16 protein-coding genes are annotated in these 13,752 nt (G+C 69.7%); 8 read left to right on the top strand and 8 right to left on the bottom strand.

From position 1 onward, the window contains the following. Positions 1-3: 3 nt before the first annotated feature. From arfB to BA062_RS00615, 6 genes are all read right to left on the bottom strand, one after another. The gene (arfB, locus tag BA062_RS00590) at positions 4-441 is read right to left on the bottom strand and encodes an alternative ribosome rescue aminoacyl-tRNA hydrolase ArfB (protein ID WP_110334028.1); all 438 of its coding nucleotides are present in this window, start codon (positions 439-441) and stop codon (positions 4-6) included. Further along, positions 422-1,492 (bottom strand): phosphoribosylformylglycinamidine cyclo-ligase, encoded by a 1,071-nt coding sequence (gene purM, locus BA062_RS00595; protein WP_110334321.1) that lies wholly within the window; start codon positions 1,490-1,492, stop codon positions 422-424. The genes arfB and purM overlap by 20 nt, the downstream gene beginning before the upstream one ends. 53 nt (positions 1,493-1,545) lie before the next feature. After that, positions 1,546-3,084: an amidophosphoribosyltransferase gene (gene purF / locus BA062_RS00600; protein ID WP_110334029.1), complete on the bottom strand. Its 1,539-nt coding sequence runs from the start codon at positions 3,082-3,084 to the stop codon at positions 1,546-1,548. A gap of 92 nt (positions 3,085-3,176) precedes the next feature. Next, complete coding sequence (locus BA062_RS00605) at positions 3,177-3,557, bottom strand: hypothetical protein (RefSeq protein WP_110334030.1); 381 nt, start codon at positions 3,555-3,557, stop codon at positions 3,177-3,179. Next, entirely contained in the window at positions 3,541-3,780 is a 240-nt protein-coding gene (locus BA062_RS00610) for a DUF397 domain-containing protein (protein ID WP_110334031.1), read from the bottom strand. The genes BA062_RS00605 and BA062_RS00610 overlap by 17 nt, the downstream gene beginning before the upstream one ends. Positions 3,781-3,940: 160 nt before the next feature. Continuing rightward, on the bottom strand, positions 3,941-4,819 hold the full coding sequence (locus BA062_RS00615; protein WP_110334032.1) for a helix-turn-helix domain-containing protein: 879 nt from the start codon (positions 4,817-4,819) through the stop codon (positions 3,941-3,943). 189 nt (positions 4,820-5,008) lie between these two features. Between BA062_RS00615 and BA062_RS00620 the strand changes: the two genes are divergently transcribed. After that, the gene (locus tag BA062_RS00620; protein WP_110334033.1) at positions 5,009-5,842 is read left to right on the top strand and encodes an SAM-dependent methyltransferase; all 834 of its coding nucleotides are present in this window, start codon (positions 5,009-5,011) and stop codon (positions 5,840-5,842) included. A gap of 90 nt (positions 5,843-5,932) precedes the next feature. On the opposite strand, the gene BA062_RS00625 is transcribed toward BA062_RS00620, so the two are convergent. Next, the gene (locus tag BA062_RS00625) at positions 5,933-6,313 is read right to left on the bottom strand and encodes a sterol carrier family protein (protein ID WP_110334034.1); all 381 of its coding nucleotides are present in this window, start codon (positions 6,311-6,313) and stop codon (positions 5,933-5,935) included. Positions 6,314-6,376: 63 nt separating this feature from the next. On the opposite strand from BA062_RS00625, the gene BA062_RS00630 reads away from it, so the two are divergent. The 4 genes from BA062_RS00630 to BA062_RS40165 all read left to right on the top strand — a co-directional run bounded on the left by BA062_RS00630 (position 6,377) and on the right by BA062_RS40165 (position 10,270). Continuing rightward, positions 6,377-6,988: a type VII secretion system-associated protein gene (locus BA062_RS00630; RefSeq protein WP_110334035.1), complete on the top strand. Its 612-nt coding sequence runs from the start codon at positions 6,377-6,379 to the stop codon at positions 6,986-6,988. A gap of 153 nt (positions 6,989-7,141) precedes the next feature. Next, positions 7,142-7,924 (top strand): lysozyme, encoded by a 783-nt coding sequence (locus BA062_RS00635; protein WP_110334036.1) that lies wholly within the window; start codon positions 7,142-7,144, stop codon positions 7,922-7,924. Positions 7,925-8,125: 201 nt separating this feature from the next. Beyond that, positions 8,126-9,028 carry a lysozyme gene (locus tag BA062_RS00640; RefSeq protein WP_110334037.1) on the top strand — a complete coding sequence of 301 codons (903 nt, stop codon included), beginning with the start codon at positions 8,126-8,128 and terminating at the stop codon, positions 9,026-9,028. A gap of 192 nt (positions 9,029-9,220) precedes the next feature. Further along, positions 9,221-10,270: a hypothetical protein gene (locus BA062_RS40165; RefSeq protein WP_210406719.1), complete on the top strand. Its 1,050-nt coding sequence runs from the start codon at positions 9,221-9,223 to the stop codon at positions 10,268-10,270. A 47-nt stretch (positions 10,271-10,317) separates the two neighbouring features. On the opposite strand, the gene BA062_RS00650 is transcribed toward BA062_RS40165, so the two are convergent. Beyond that, the gene (locus BA062_RS00650; protein ID WP_110334038.1) at positions 10,318-10,902 is read right to left on the bottom strand and encodes a helix-turn-helix domain-containing protein; all 585 of its coding nucleotides are present in this window, start codon (positions 10,900-10,902) and stop codon (positions 10,318-10,320) included. Positions 10,903-10,933: 31 nt separating this feature from the next. On the opposite strand from BA062_RS00650, the gene BA062_RS00655 reads away from it, so the two are divergent. The 3 genes from BA062_RS00655 to BA062_RS00665 are packed head-to-tail and all read left to right on the top strand — an operon-like array spanning position 10,934 to position 13,749. Further along, positions 10,934-11,443, top strand: a complete 510-nt coding sequence (locus BA062_RS00655; protein ID WP_245959615.1) for a GNAT family N-acetyltransferase — start codon at positions 10,934-10,936, stop codon at positions 11,441-11,443. 30 nt (positions 11,444-11,473) lie between these two features. After that, positions 11,474-12,757: an MFS transporter gene (locus BA062_RS00660; RefSeq protein ID WP_110334040.1), complete on the top strand. Its 1,284-nt coding sequence runs from the start codon at positions 11,474-11,476 to the stop codon at positions 12,755-12,757. Next, a complete protein-coding gene (locus tag BA062_RS00665) occupies positions 12,754-13,749 on the top strand; it encodes a pentapeptide repeat-containing protein (protein ID WP_110334041.1) in 996 nt (331 codons plus the stop codon). Before BA062_RS00660 ends, BA062_RS00665 begins: the two co-directional genes overlap by 4 nt. Positions 13,750-13,752 lie beyond the last annotated feature (3 nt).

The raw sequence follows: 13,752 nt of genomic DNA on the forward strand, positions 1-13,752 counted from the left end.
ACCCTACTCGTCGTACCGGCCGCCCCGGCCGCGCTTGACGTCACCACGACGTTTCTTCGCGGCGAGCCTGCGTTCCTGCGAGCCCCGCGTCGGCTTGGTCGGGCGGCGCTTGCGGGGAGGTGGGGCCGACGCCTCCCGCAACACGGCCACGAGCCGCGCTCGCGCGGCCTCGCGGTTGCGCAGCTGCTCGCGGTGCTCGCTCGCCACGATCGTCAGCACGCCGTCGACGAGCCTGCGGTCGAGCCGCGCCAGCAGCCGGGAGCGCAGGTCCTCCGGCACGGCGGGGGAACGGGCGACGTCGAAGGACAGCTCGACCCGCGACGACGTGGTGTTCACGCCCTGCCCGCCAGGGCCGGAGGAGCGCGAGAACCGTTCTGTCAGCTCGGCGTCCGGAACCACCAGGCGCCGGGTGACGGGAAGGTCAGAACCGGGGGTGGTCACCGGTCAGCACGGCGCGAGGCCCGTCGGCGTCGTCGGAGGGCTGCACGTCGCCGAGCACCCACGCGGGCACGTGCCGCGCGGTGAGCACCGCCAGCGCGCGGTCGACGTCCTCGGGTGACACGACGGCGACCATGCCGACGCCCATGTTGAAGGTGCGCTCCAGCTCGGCGCGCTCGATGCGGCCGCGCTGACCGATCAGCGCGAACACCGGGGCCGGCGTCCATGTGCCGCGGTCCAGCTGCGCGGTGAGCCCACGCGGCATCACGCGCTCGAGGTTGGCCGCGAGCCCACCGCCGGTGACGTGCGCGAACGTCCGCACGTCAGCCTCGGCGGCCAGCGCGAGGCAGTCCTTCGCGTAGATCCGCGTGGGCTCCAGCAGCTCCTCGCCGAGCGTGCGGCCGAACTCCTCGACGTGTCCGTCGAGCGGCATCCGGGCGATGTCGAGCAGCACGTGCCGCGCGAGCGAGTAGCCGTTGGAGTGCAGGCCGGTCGAGCCCATCGCGATCACGACGTCGCCGGGCCGGACCAGCTCGGGGCCCAGCACGTCGGCGGCCTCGACCACGCCGATGCCGGTGGCGGAGATGTCGTAGTCGTGCTCGCCCATCATGCCCGGGTGCTCGGCGGTCTCCCCGCCGAGCAGCGCGCAGCCCGCCTGCACGCAACCCTCGGCGATGCCGGAGACGATCGAGGCCACCTTCTCGGGCACGACCTTGCCGACCGCGATGTAGTCCTGGAGGAACAACGGCTCCGCACCGGTCACCACGAGGTCGTCGACGACCATCGCCACGAGGTCGATGCCGACGGTGTCGTGCTTGTCCAGTGCCTGCGCGACCGCGATCTTGGTGCCAACGCCGTCCGTGGACGACGCGATCAGCGGCTCCTTCCAGCGGCCCGGCTTCAACGAGAACAGGCCGGCGAACCCGCCGACACCGCCCACCACCTCGGGCCTGGTGGCGCGGGCAGCGTGCGGCTTGAGCAGCTCGACGGCGTGGTCACCGGCGTCGATGTCGACCCCGGCAGCAGCGTACGTAGCGCTCGTGGACTCGCTCACGGAAGCGGACTCCATCCCTGATCCTGAAAGCTCGAAACGGCTAGGGCAGCGCCCTAGGGACGCCGAACGGCATCCTCGGCACCGTACCCCGCCGGGCTGACGGTCAGGGAGGACGCGGTCGTTCCGTTACTGCCGGAGAGGCTCTCCAGGAGGTGCTTGCCGATGAGCGCGTCGTCGGGCAGCTCGATGGGGTACTCGCCGTCGAAGCACGCGGCGCACAGCCGTGACCTGGGCTGTTCCGACGCGGCGACGAGCCCGTCGAGCGAGACGTAGCCGAGCGAGTCGGCGCCGATGGAGCGCCGGATGCCGTCGAGGTCGGCCCCGTTGGCGACGAGCTCGGCCCTTGATGCGAAGTCGATGCCGTAGAAGCACGGCCAGCGCACCGGCGGCGAGGCGATGCGCACGTGCACCTCCAGCGCGCCCGACTCCCGCAGCATCCGCACGAGCGCGCGCTGGGTGTTGCCGCGGACGATGGAGTCGTCCACGACCACGAGCCGCTTGCCGCGGATCACCTCGCGCAGCGGGTTCAGCTTGAGCCGGATGCCGAGCTGGCGGATCGTCTGCGACGGCTGGATGAACGTGCGGCCCACGTAGCCGTTCTTCACCAGGCCCGAGCCGTAGGGGATGCCGGAGGCCTGCGCGTAGCCGATCGCCGCGGGGGTTCCGGACTCGGGAACCGGGATCACCAGGTCGGCGTCGGCGGGATGCTCCTCGGCGAGCCGCCTGCCGATCTCCACGCGCGTGGCGTGCACGCTGCGGCCCGCGATCGTGGTGTCGGGCCTGGCCAGGTAGACGTACTCGAAGACGCAGCCCTTGGGTTCCGGGTTGGCGAAGCGCGACGACCGCAGCCCGCCCGCGTCGATCGCGATGAGCTCGCCGGGCTCGACCTCGCGGACGAACGAGGCGCCGACGATGTCGAGCGCCGCGGTCTCACTCGCGACGACCCAGCCGCGCTCGAGCCTGCCGAGCACGAGCGGGCGCACCCCGTGCGGGTCGCGCGCCGCGTAGAGCGTGTTCTCGTCGGCGAAGGTGAGGCAGAAGGCGCCGCGCAGCGTGGGCAGCAGCTCCATCGCGGCGGCCTCGATGCCCTTGTCGGCGGCCGCCTCCGCGAGCAGCCCGCTGATCAGGTCCGAGTCGGTGGTGGCGCCGTTCTTGCCGACGACGCCGAGCTCCCGGGCGCGTTCGTGCAGCTCGTGGGTGTTGACGAGGTTGCCGTTGTGGCCGAGTGCGAGCCCGGAGCCCGTCGGCGTGGTGCGGAAGGTCGGCTGGGCGTTCTCCCAGCTGCCGCCGCCGGTGGTGGAGTAACGGCAGTGCCCGACGGCGATGTGCCCCTGCAGAGAGGAGAGCACCTGCTCGTCGAAGACCTGGCTCACCAGGCCGAGGTCCTTGAACACGACTATCTGGTTGCCGTCCGAGACCGAGATCCCGGCGGCCTCCTGCCCGCGGTGCTGCAGCGCGTACAGGCCGTAGTAGGTCAGCTTCGCGACGTCCTCACCTGGCGCCCAGACACCGAACACGCCGCATTCCTCGCGAGGTTCGGATTCGAGCTGATCGCCGGTGGCTTCCCCAGTGGACGACTGGTCGGTGTGCACCGAAAGGCTCCCTGCGTACGAGAACGGGCCGCCTCCAGTGTAGGTGGCCGGAGGCGGCCCGACTCGGTGATGTAGCGCTCAACAACCGAGCGTCACGCGGTGGCTACGAGCCACTTCGCGCGGCCCGCGCGACCGCTGGGTACCCAGCAGCCACGGGTCTCGCTCTCGGCCCGCGGCGCGAAGTCGTCGTCCGCGAGGCGAAGCAGGTCGGCGACCACGGTGTGCATGGCGCCCGACCGCTTCCAGAGGATGGTCTCGGGGGCGAGGATGTTCTGCTCGTCACCGGGCATGCGCATGGCGAGGACGTCGTCCTCGGCGTCGAGCCTGACGATGTCGATCACGGTGCCGTGCGCGCGGACGCCGACGACGGTGATGATCTCGCCCTGCTCGTTCCGCGGGTGCACGAACCGGTAGCCCCGTTCGATCAGCTCGCCGAGGACGTCCTCGACCGTCGTCTCACGCGACCATGTCATCGAACTCGCCGTCCTTGGCTCCCGCGAGGAATGCCTCGATCTCGGCGCGCGTGTAGACCAGCGCAGGGCCGTGGGGGTCCCGGGAGTTACGCATCGCGATCTGCCCGTTGGCCAGCGGCGCCACCTCGACACAGTTGCCCATCGCACCGCTGTACTTGCTCTTTCGCCAAGCCGCCTCGGTCAGCAGCTCCGAAGAGATCCCGTTCCGGATCGCCTCCGCCATGATCCTCACCTTCCCGACTTACACCTGGAGGATGCATCTGCACGTGCATTCACTTGTGCACTCACGGTAGCACGGGCGGATGCAGGTGTGAATGCACGTGCATCTTCAAGTTCGCCGAAGGAAGGACGAGCCGCTTTCGGGTGAACGCGAAGGTCGGGAACTACGCGGCTGCGTGCGCCTTGAGCAGCATCTGCCGTGACCGATCGGGTGTTTCGGCGTCGACGGCGAGCCGGTCCAGTGATCGGCCGATGAGCTCGATCTCGTCAGGGCGGTCCAAATAGAGGCCGCCCGCGATGTGCTCGATGTAGGCGATGTTCGGCAGCTCCGGCTCGGAGAACCGCAGGAGTGTGAACGCGCCCTCGGCCGCGTAGCCGCTGCGCTCGTACGGCACCACCTGGAGCGTGATGTGCGGCATCTTGGTGAGCTCGAGGAGCTGGTCGAGCTGCTTGCGCAGCACGTCACGGCCGCCGATGGGCCGGTGCAGCACCGACTCGTCGATGACGGCCCACAGGCGCGGCGCGTTCGGCCGGAACAACAGCCGCTGGCGGCGCATGCGCAGCGCGAGCCTGCCCTCGGCGGCCTCGTTCGCCGTCTCCGGCAGGCCGTGGGTGACGATCGCCCTCGCGTAGTCCTCGGTCTGGAGCAGACCGGGCACGAACTGCAGCTCGTAGGTCTGGATCCGGGCGGCGGCCTCCTCGAGTCCCACGTAGTCGTCGAACCACTTGGGCATGTACTCGTTGAACTTCTGCCACCAGCCCGGGTTGTTGGACTGCTTGACCATCGTGAGGAAGCTGGCGCGCTCTTCCGCGTCGCCGATGCCGTACATGGTCAGCAGGTCGGTGACGTCGCGTTCCTTGAAGCCGACCCGGCCGAGCTCGAGCCTGGAGATCTTCGATTCGGAGGCGCGGATGTGGTAGCCGGCGTCGGCCCTGCTGATGCCGGCCTGCTCTCGCAGCCTGCGCAGCTGAGCGCCCAGGATCATGCGACGAGCGGTAGGACCGGCGGACTGCTCGCCGGCGGCACCCTCAATCGCAGCCATCGCCCGGACCCAACCCTCTCATCGCCGCCCCTGCTCAAGACCCGCCATCGTACCCGAGGAATTCGCCCGACCACTCAAAGTACCGACCACGGCCGGGCAGTCAAGACACCGCCGTTTACCGGGAGGGCACGAGCCCCTACTCTACGTTCAGCTCCCGCGACCAACCAACCCTGCGCTGTGAGGTTCCCCATGCCAGGCCCAGTGCCACAGTCCGAGCGTGTCCCCGTCGGCGTCGACCCCACGAGGGCGAGCATCGCGCGCGTCTACGACGCGTTTCTCGGCGGCAAGGACAACTACGAGATCGACCGGGAGGTCTTCCGCGGGGTGCAGAAGGCCGCACCCGAAGCGCAGGACCTCGCCGTCGAGAACCGCAACTTCTTGATCCGCAGCTGCCGGTTCCTGGCACTGCAGACCGACATCCAGCAGTTCCTCGACTGCGGGTCGGGGCTGCCCACCGCGGAGAACATCCACCAGGTCGTCCAGCGCATCAAGCCCGACGCCAGGGTCGTCTACATCGACAACGACCCCGTGGTGCTCGCGCACGGCAGGGCGCTGCTCGAGGAGAACGAGAACACCCACTTCGCCGCGGCCGACATCTTCCAGCCGAAGGAGATCCTCTCCAACGAGACGGTGCGCAGGCACATCGACTTCTCGGAGCCGGTGGCGTTCCTGCAGCTCGGCACCCTGCACCACTACGAGGGGCCCGCCGAGAAGCCAGCCGAGATCATGAAGGAGTACATCGACGCGCTGCCGTCCGGCTCCTACGTGGTGATCAGCCACTTCCTCGATCCGGAGGACGAGCACAGCCCCGTCGCCAGGAAGATGGAGGACGTCTTCCGGCACAGCCCGATGGGCTCCGGCACCTTCCGCACCCTCGCCGAGATCGAGCAGCTGTTCGACGGGCTGGAGCTGATCACGCCTGGCGTGATCCGCTGCGCCGACTGGTACCCCGACGGTCCGCGGCTCAAGCCGCTGAACCAGGTGCAGTACTGCATCGCGGGCGGCGTCGGCCGCAAGCCCTAGCGCCCGCGCCTGCCTGCGTTCAACGCAGTGAAGGCCACCTTCACTGCGTTGAACGCAGGCATGGTGGCCTTCACTGCAGAGGGGGTCGGGCTAGAGCCGCGCGATCGGGAGCCAGTGGGAGATATCGGCGCGCGTGCCGGAGGCGGTGACCCTGCCGCCGGCGAGCGCGTCGCTCCACTGTAGACGCCCGGTGGCGAGCTCCAGCCAGGTTCGCGGGTCCATCTCGACCACGTTCGGCGGTGTGCCGCGCGTGTGCCGGGGACCTTCGACGCACTGCACCGCCGCGAACGGCGGCACCCGCACCTCGACACTGCGGCCGGGGGCCACGGCGGCGAGCGTGCGCAGGCTCAGCCGCACCGCGGCGGCCAGCTTCGGCCTCGCCGGTTCCGCGCCGGAGCGGGTCAGCCAATCCGCGATCTCCGCGAGCGCGGCTCGTAACTCAGCGGGGTCGACCGTACGCGAACTGGACATGCTTCAACAGTAGAGTGAACGCCAAGAACGAAAAACGGCACGGCAGGAACGTGGGGATCGCACATGACGCAGCGGGATGAGGCAGACCGGCTGGTACCCAACGAATCCGCGCTGAAGAAGAAGCCCAAGATCACCAGGGAGATGCGCGCCAACGCCAGGGCCAACCCGAACAGCTGGCTCTACGTGATCGACGAAGCCTTCGACCCCAACGGAAGCGTGCCGTCCTGGGCGGTCGTGGGGGCCTACCCGGTGAACGCGGGCGGCGAGATCGTCGAGGACTTCCACCCCAACGACCGGTACCGGCCCTCGCCGAAGGCGCTCGGCTACCCGGAGCCGGCGAACGAGCTCGAACGGCTGCTGCAGCTCGTGCGGACCAAGCACCGCCCAGCCGAGGACCTGCCGCCGGTGGTGCTCGACTCGACGTTGTTCGTCTACGCCATCTCTCCGGTGCAGCGCACCGTGATCGGCTTCCACAACACCGACGGCCGCGTGATGGTGCCCGCCTACACCACGAAGTCGCTCGTGCCCGCCGAATGGCCGCACGCCCGCGCCGTGCTCGGCAGGGACATCGTCGAGTTGCTCGGCGGCCACGCACTGGTGATCAATCCGCACGACGTCGTCACCGCCGTCGTGCCTGCTGAGCACCTCGAGCACGCACTCTCGCAGGAGCGCTGAGTCCACTCTGGCGGGTGACACCCGGTTCGCGCGGAGCGCCTAGTCCAGGCAAGGTGACGCCTGAACGGGGAGTCGCACGAAGGGGCGGGTGTCGGCGTGAAGCGTCGCAGTTCTCACAGGTGCCGCAATACGCTGGCGGGTTCGGTTGTCGCGATGATCGTGGCGAGCACGTTGACCTACGGGAGCGTGGCCGCCCCCGCTCAGGAAAAGCCCGACTACCGCGGCGCCGAGCAGCGCCACGCCGGCTCGCAGATCGCGAAGCACGAGGGCGTGCACGGAGCCCCGTCGCCCGACTCCTACACGGCGGGGGCCAACGTGCTCGGTCACGACGTGAGCGGCTGGCAGGGCGACGTCGACTGGCCCGCGGCGACCAAGGCCGGGGCCAAGTTCGTCTACGTCAAGGCCACCGAGGGCACCGGGTTCACGAGCGACCACTTCAACCAGCAGTACAACGGCTCCTACGCGGCGGGCATGATCCGTGGTGCATACCATTTCGCCAGGCCGGACATCTCCACCGGAGCGAAGCAGGCGCACTACTTCGTCGACCACGGCGGCGGCTGGACCAGGGACGGCCGAACGCTGCCCGGCGCGCTCGACATGGAGTACAACCCGTACGGCGAGGCGTGCTACAACCGCTCGCCCAAGGTGATCGTCGCGTGGATCAGGGACTTCTCCAACGCCTACAAGGCACGCACCGGCCGCACGCCCATGATCTACACGTCGACGAGCTGGTGGAAGAAGTGCACCGGCAACAGCCCCGTGTTCGGCAGGACCAACCCGCTCTGGCTCGCCCGCTACGCGCCCCAGATCGGCGAGCTGCCCGCGGGCTGGGACTTCCAGAGCATCTGGCAGTTCTCCGACTCGGGCAAGTTGCCTGGCGACCAGAACTTCTTCAACGGCGGGCCGGGACAGCTCACCGCATTGGCCACCGGATGACCCACCGCAAGGCGGCGAACGGGGCTTTCGCCATCACCCAGGGCCCGCGATTTCACCCGCAAATCACCCACTTGTAGCGGTTATTTCATGCCAACTAGTGACAAAGCAGGCATCCTGCGATAACAATCAACGCCCGGGCGGCTACCTGCAGTGAGCCGCCCGGCAGCGAGGGCAATTGTTAATCGTGAAGGGATGCTTCTCATGTCCACTGCACGAAGAATCTGGCGGCGGGCCGTCACCGCCGCCGCCGTCGGTTCGGCCGGCGCGCTCCTGCTCGGCGCGCTGACCCCTGCCGGTGCCGCTCCGTCCAAGAGCGACGCCGCGCCGAGCCGGATCGACGGAATGCCGGTCGCGGAGTACGTCGAGAAGTACGACCACCCGATGGGCTCCCAGATCGCGAAGGCGGAAGGAGATCACTCGACGGAGGCGAGCAAGCGGGCGGCCCTGCGACCGCAGGGCGTCAACTCCGACGGCGTGCGGGCGCAGGCGACGGTGCCCGGCATCGACGTCAGCGGGCACCAGCAGAACGTCGACTGGAACTACTGGTGGGGGCAGGGCAAGCGGTTCGCCTTCGTCAAGGCGACCGAGGGAACGGGGTACGAGAACCCGTACTTCGCCCAGCAGTACAACGGCTCCTACAACGTCGGCATGATCCGCGGCGCGTACCACTTCGCACTGCCGGACCGCTCCTCCGGCGCGGCACAGGCCAACTACTTCGTGGACAACGGCGGCGGCTGGTCGGCCGACGGCAAGACGCTGCCCGGCGCACTGGACATGGAGTACAACCCGTACGGCTCCACCTGCTACGGCAAGAGCCAGTCGGCGATGGCGGCGTGGATCCGTGACTTCCACGACACCTACCACGCGCGTACCGGCCGCTGGCCCGTGATCTACACGTCCACGAGCTGGTGGAACCAGTGCGTCGGGACCGCGCAGAGCTTCGGCGACACGGTTCCGCTCTGGGTGGCGCGTTACGCGTCGTCGGTCGGCACACTGCCCAATGGCTGGGGATTCCACACGTTCTGGCAGTACACGTCGAGCCCGATCGACCAGAACTCGTTCAACGGCGCGTACGACCGCCTGCGGGTACTCGCGACCGGCTGAGCGGCACCCGGCGACACCGGTGAGGCTCCCGATCCCGCAACGGATCGGGAGCCTCCTGGTGCGCGAAGAACGATCACCAGGCACAATGCGCTCTGATCGAACGCATGACCTGGGGGAACCACACCTTCCGGCAGCGCGTCCGAGGACCGGAGCGCACCACTGGGGGCGCCGCAGCGACGGAAGGTTTGGCCCATGACGTATCCACCTCAGCCCGGGCAGCCCTATGGCCAGCAGCCCGATCCGTACGGGCAGGGCGGCTACCAGCAGCAGGGCGGCTACCCACAGACCGGCGGCTACCCCCAGCAAGGCGGCTATCCGCAGTCGGGCTCGTTCCCGCAGCAGGGCTACCCGCAGCAGGGCGGTTACCAGCAGCAGGGTGCCTACCAGCAGGGATACGGCTACCCCGGTGGCGGCGGCTACGGCCCGCAGCCGCCGAAGAAGAAGACGGGCCTGATCGTCGGGCTCTCGGCCGCGGCCGTCGTGGTGATCGCGTTCGTGATCACGGCGTTCGTCGCGCCGGGCTTCCTGCTCAGCGACGACGAGGACAAGGGCGGCAACACCAACGCCGCCGGCAACAGCCAGCAGCAGGATAGCGGCGCCAAGGCGTTCGCACAGCAGATCATCGACGGTCTGAACAACCAGGACAGCGCCGCGCTCTCCGGCATGAAGTGCGCGGACGCCGAGGCCGACATCGACGAGATCATCGGCTACGTCAGTTCTGTCGAGAGCGCCGAGCTGGGTGAGGTGACCGAGAACGGCAACTCGGCCACGGCGACGGCGACGATCACCGCCGCGGGCTCGACCTACCCGGCGAGCGCCGAGCTCACGAAGGACGGTGACAAGTGGTGCTGGGCGAGCGTCTCGATGGAGGAAGGCGGCTCGTCCGACTCCACGGACTCCACCGACTCGACCGACTCCACGGACTCGACCGGCATCGCGAGCGGGGACAGCGCGGTCGCCGACGCCGACCCGGTGATCGGCGAGTTCGTCGACGCGCTCAACAACGGTGACAAGGCCGGCGCCGAGGCCGTGATGTGCGCCGACTCGATGAGCCTCAACGAGTCCGACATCGACAGGGCCACCCAGGGCGACACCAACCTGAGCGCGGGCCCGGCCGAGGGCTCGCAGTACTACGTCGAGTCCAAGCTCACCGGAACGATCGACGGCGAGACGATCGACGGCTCGATCAACGCCGACAACTTCGACGGCACCGGCTGGTGCGTCAGCCTGATCTTCCTCTGACGAACGGCTCAGGAAGAGGCCGGTCCCCTGTGCGGGGCCGGCCTCTTTCACGTCGTGAAGCGGGTACCCGCGTCGCGCGGGCGCATGATCAGCGCGGCGACGTAGTAGGTGCACGGCTCGGCGGAGCGGTTGGCGTACTCCAGCGTGACGTCCGCGGCGAGGTAGATCGAGTCGCCTTCGCCCAGGGCGACCGTGCGCTCGCCGTCGATCGTCAGCTCGACGGAGCCGGACTCCACGAAGATGAACTCGTGCGAGCCCGGCGCGTAGGCCGGGTAGCTCCCCGGCGTGCAGCCCGGCGGGAGCGTGGAGCGGATCCACTCGAAGTTCACGCCGGGCACCACCGGGGTGAGGATGGTGCGCTGCCAGCCGCCCGGTTCGTCGACCACGTCCTGCTCAGCGGCTCTGCGCACGATCACGCGTTCGGCCTCGGGCTCGGAGACGAGCACCGCGAGCCGGACGCCGAGCCCGCCCGCGATGCGGTCGAGCACCACCACGGTCGGCGCCTTGCCGCCCCGCTCGACCGCCGACAGCATGCTGACGCTGACGCCTGACTGCTCGGCGAGCTCCTGCAGCGTCAGGCTCCGCTCGCGGCGAAGCCGTTGAATGCGCTGGCCAAGCGCGCCCAGATCCATCTACACTATAGTAGTGGCCAATTCTCCTATAGTGCAATCCAGGGTCATCCGGGACGCGGTCACGACCGACCTGGCCGCGATCGCCGAGATCTACGCCCACTACGTGACCGGTAGCGTCGCGACCTTCGAGCTGGAGGCGCCGGACGCCGAGGAGTGGCAGCGCCGCTTCGCCTCGGTCACCGCCGCGGGCCTGCCGTTCCTCGTCGCCGAACACGAGAGCAGGCTCGCCGGGTACGCGTACTGCACGCCGTGGAAGACCCGGCCCGCCTACCGGCGGACCGTGGAGGACTCGATCTACCTCGCGCCGTGGGCGCACGGCCGCGGCCTCGGCGGCGCGCTGCTGGACGAGCTGCTGGCCCGCTGCGCGGCGGCGGACATCCGCGAGGTCATCGCCGTGGTCTCCGACTCGGGCGAGCAGGCATCGCTCGCACTGCACGGCAGGCGCGGCTTCACCGAGGCGGGCAGGCTGCGGCGGGTCGGCCACAAGCACGGGAAGTGGCTGGACACCGTGCTGCTCCAGCGGAGCCTTGGCCCCCTCTGATGGATCCTTGCGTCGCGAGCGGGGATCGCGGTGGCTGACAAGGCGGAGCGCGGGCGTCGTAGCGGGCGCACTCCGTTCTACGGGTGGGTCCAGGTCGGTGGGCTGAGTGCCACCGAACTGGTGTCGTGGGGCGTGCTCGTGTACGCGTTCTCGGTGTTCGTCGTGCCGATGCGCGAGGAGCTCGGCTGGTCAGTGGGCTGGCTCAACGCGGTCTACGCGACGGGCGTCGTGGTGTCGGGCCTGCTCGCCGTTCCCGTGGGGCGGGTGCTGCAGACGCGGGGGCCGAGGGGCGTGATGACCGTGGGCAGCGCGGGTGCGGTGCTCATGCTCCTCGGCTGGTCGCAAGTGGACTCGCTGCCGATGTTCTTCGTCGTCTTCGTGCTCGGCGGGTTCGCGATGGCCACGACCCTGTACGAACCGGCGTTCGCGGTGACGGCGGTGTGGTTCGCCCGCGACCGGGCCCGCGCGGTGCTGGTGCTCACGATCTTCGGCGGGCTCGCCAGTGCGGTGTTCGTTCCGCTGACGGGCGTGCTCGTGTCGTGGCTCGGCTGGCGCGACGCGCTGCTGGCGCTCGCGGTGATCACCGCCGTGGTGACGCTGCCGGTCCACGGCCTGCTGCTGCGCAGGCACCCCGCCGACCTCGGCCTGCACCCCGACGGTGCCGACGGACCGCCGCCGCCGAACGAGACCGCGCCGGAGCCGCCCCGGCGGGCGGTGCTGCGCAGCGCGTCATTCCGCAGGCTCACCCTGTGCTTCGTATGCGGCACCGCGGCGAAGCTGGCCGTGACGGTGGTGCTGGTCGCCTACCTCACCGAACGCGGCTACCCGCTGGGGCTCGCGACGCTCGCGGCGGGCGGCGTCGGGTTGTTCCAGGTGACCGGCCGGGTGCTGGTGACCGCGCTGCGCCGCTGGGTTCCCGAGCACAGGGCGGGCGCGGCGCTCTTCGCCGCGCAGGGCGTGGCGATCGCGCTGCCGCTGACGACCTCGGGACACGGCCCGGCGGCGACCTTGTCGATCGTCGCGTTCGTGGTGCTCTTCGGGCTCGGCTACGGGCTGGCCGAGCTGCTGCGTGGCACGCTCGTGGCCGATTACTACGGGCCGGGACAGTACGCCCGGATCAACGGTGCGCTGGCCGCGTTCGTCGTGGGGGCGCGGGCGGCGGGACCCGCGCTGGCCGGGGTCGCCGTCGCCGGTTTCGGCTACACCCCGGTGTTCGTGGGCTCGGCGCTGCTGGCGTTGGTGAGCGCCGGCGCGTTGCTGTTGGCCCAACGTGCCCACGGCGAGGAGCTTGATCGCCTAGATTCGCTGCCATGAAGCGGCTGCGGTCGGGATTCCGGTCTCCCTTGTTCGGCACGATCGCGATCGCGGTCGTGCTGTTGCTCGGCATCAGCATCTGGCTGCTCACCGACAGCCGGACCTCCCGCAGCGACGCGCTCCGCACCGGTGGCCTGGCCGGCGCCTCGGTGGTGGCGCTCTACGCGCTGTGGCTCAACGACCGACGTCGCCGGGTCGAGGAGGCCCGCCAGGAGATCGAGCGGCGCCGCCACGACCTGGAGACCAACCGGATCTCCGACGAGCGCTTCGCCCGCTCCGTCGAGCTGCTCGGCAACGACGCCGACCAGGTCAGGGTGGGTGCGATGCACGCGCTCGCGGGGCTCGCGCGCAGCAGGGCCGGCTACACGCAGACGGTGCTCGACGTGCTGTGCGCCTACCTGCGCAGGCCGTTCACGCACCCGCGCTTCGGCAAGACTCCCAACCCCGAGGACCCCGAGGCCGAGCGCGAACTCCAGGTGCGGCTCACCGCGCAGCGGCTCATCCACGACCTCCTGCCGCCGCACGACGACACCGGGCGGCCCTCCTACGACCTCGACCTCACCGGCGCCGCGCTGGAGTACCTCGACCTGTCCGGCCGCCGGATGGGCAGCGTGATCCTGCGCTACACCTACCTGCACAGCAGCACGAACCTCAGCGGCTGCGTGTTCACCGGGCCCGTGTGGTTCACCGCCGCGACGACGGGCACCGGCAGGTTGTCGGGCCGCTTCCGCTGCTCCGGCACGACCTTCCGCGAGCGGGCGTGGTTCAGCGGCACCACGTTCAACTCGCTGGCCGACTTCACCGGCACCGCGTTCGAGGCCGAGGCGAACTTCAAGGACGCCACGTTCCACGGCGAGGCGAGGTTCGCGGAAGCCACGTTCGGCGACGCGTTCACGTTGCGCGGCACCACGTTCCACGACGACGTCGAACCGCCGGAGGGCTGGCTCGCCGAGGAGCAGCGCGACGAGACCACGAAGCTTCGCCGCGCCTGATCC

This window comes from Prauserella flavalba, from assembly GCF_003202235.1.
In the GTDB taxonomy this organism is placed as follows: domain Bacteria; phylum Actinomycetota; class Actinomycetes; order Mycobacteriales; family Pseudonocardiaceae; genus Prauserella_A; species Prauserella_A flavalba.

Coding starts and splice junctions, on each gene's coding strand:
- BA062_RS00640 (WP_110334037.1), top strand. CDS start 8,126: ATGTCCACTGCACGAAGAATCTGGCGGCGGGCCGTCACCGCCGCCGCC.
- BA062_RS00665 (WP_110334041.1), top strand. CDS start 12,754: ATGAAGCGGCTGCGGTCGGGATTCCGGTCTCCCTTGTTCGGCACGATC.
- BA062_RS00610 (WP_110334031.1), bottom strand. CDS start 3,780: ATGGCGGAGGCGATCCGGAACGGGATCTCTTCGGAGCTGCTGACCGAG.
- BA062_RS00615 (WP_110334032.1), bottom strand. CDS start 4,819: ATGGCTGCGATTGAGGGTGCCGCCGGCGAGCAGTCCGCCGGTCCTACC.
- BA062_RS00625 (WP_110334034.1), bottom strand. CDS start 6,313: ATGTCCAGTTCGCGTACGGTCGACCCCGCTGAGTTACGAGCCGCGCTC.
- BA062_RS00620 (WP_110334033.1), top strand. CDS start 5,009: ATGCCAGGCCCAGTGCCACAGTCCGAGCGTGTCCCCGTCGGCGTCGAC.
- BA062_RS00630 (WP_110334035.1), top strand. CDS start 6,377: ATGACGCAGCGGGATGAGGCAGACCGGCTGGTACCCAACGAATCCGCG.
- BA062_RS40165 (WP_210406719.1), top strand. CDS start 9,221: ATGACGTATCCACCTCAGCCCGGGCAGCCCTATGGCCAGCAGCCCGAT.
- BA062_RS00635 (WP_110334036.1), top strand. CDS start 7,142: ATGATCGTGGCGAGCACGTTGACCTACGGGAGCGTGGCCGCCCCCGCT.
- BA062_RS00650 (WP_110334038.1), bottom strand. CDS start 10,902: ATGGATCTGGGCGCGCTTGGCCAGCGCATTCAACGGCTTCGCCGCGAG.
- BA062_RS00605 (WP_110334030.1), bottom strand. CDS start 3,557: ATGACATGGTCGCGTGAGACGACGGTCGAGGACGTCCTCGGCGAGCTG.